Genomic DNA, 1,159 nt, shown 5'->3' on the forward strand with positions numbered 1-1,159 from the left:
GTTCGTCGTCGCTGGTGGCGCTGCATCTGGCGGCCAACGCACTCCGCCAGGGCGAGTGCGACATGGCCCTGGCCGGCGGCGTGACGGTGATGTCGACACCGCAGTCATTCGTGGAGTTCTCGCGCCAGCGCGGCCTTTCGGCCGACGGGCGCTGCAAGCCCTTCGCCGAGGCCGCGGATGGCACGGGCTGGTCGGAGGGGGTCGGGCTGCTGTTGGTGGAGCGGTTGTCGGATGCGCGTCGTCATGGGCATCGGGTGCTGGCGGTGGTGCGGGGCAGTGCGGTGAATCAGGATGGTGCGTCGAATGGTCTGACGGCGCCGAACGGTCCTTCCCAGGAGCGGGTGATCCGGCAGGCGCTGGCGAACGCGGGGTTGCGGCCGGATGACGTGGACGCCGTCGAGGCGCACGGCACCGGCACCCGCCTCGGTGACCCCATTGAGGCTCAGGCTCTGCTGGCCACCTATGGGCGTGACCGGTTACGTGAACAGCCTTTGTGGCTGGGGTCGTTGAAGTCGAACATCGGTCACGCCCAGGCGGCTGCGGGTGTGGGCGGGATCATCAAGATGATCCAGGCGATGAAGCACGAGACGCTGCCGAAGAGCCTGCACATCGACGAGCCCACGTCGCACGTGGACTGGGAGTCCGGGGCCGTGCGCCTGCTCGGTGAGGCCCTCCCATGGCCGCGGACCGCCGCGCCGCGCCGGGCCGGCGTCTCCTCCTTCGGGATCAGCGGGACCAACGCCCACGTCATCATCGAGGAGCCGGCCGACGACCGGCCCGAGGAAGCGCCCGGCGCCGCGCTGCCCGCGCTGCCCTGGGTGGTCACGGGCAAGTCGGCCGAGGCGCTCGCCGAACAGGCACGTCGGCTGCACGCCGCCGTTTCCGGGGACACCGGTGCGGACCCGCTGGACGTGGCCTACACCCTGGCCACCGGCCGTGCCGCACTGGAACACCGCGCGGTCGTCGTCGGCACGGACCGGGCGAAGCTCCTGGCCGGACTGGGCTCGCTGGCCGCCGGCGGCCAGGGACCCGGCGTGGTCCGCGGCACGCGCACCCAGGGGCGAACCGCGTTCTTGTTTACGGGGCAGGGGAGTCAGCGGTTGGGGATGGGGTGTGAGTTGTATGGGCGGGTGCCGGTGTTTGCTCGGGCTTTTGATGA

The 1,159-nt window shown here is 71.2% G+C and carries 1 protein-coding gene; it reads left to right on the forward strand.

All coding sequences use genetic code 11. The features are described 5' to 3' along the window. The coding region (locus ACIQ8J_RS35920; RefSeq protein WP_403278395.1) for a beta-ketoacyl synthase N-terminal-like domain-containing protein at positions 1 to 1,159 on the forward strand (1,159 nt) is incomplete at both ends.

The organism is Streptomyces sp. NPDC094147 (assembly GCF_044764265.1).
Lineage (GTDB): Bacteria > Actinomycetota > Actinomycetes > Streptomycetales > Streptomycetaceae > Streptomyces.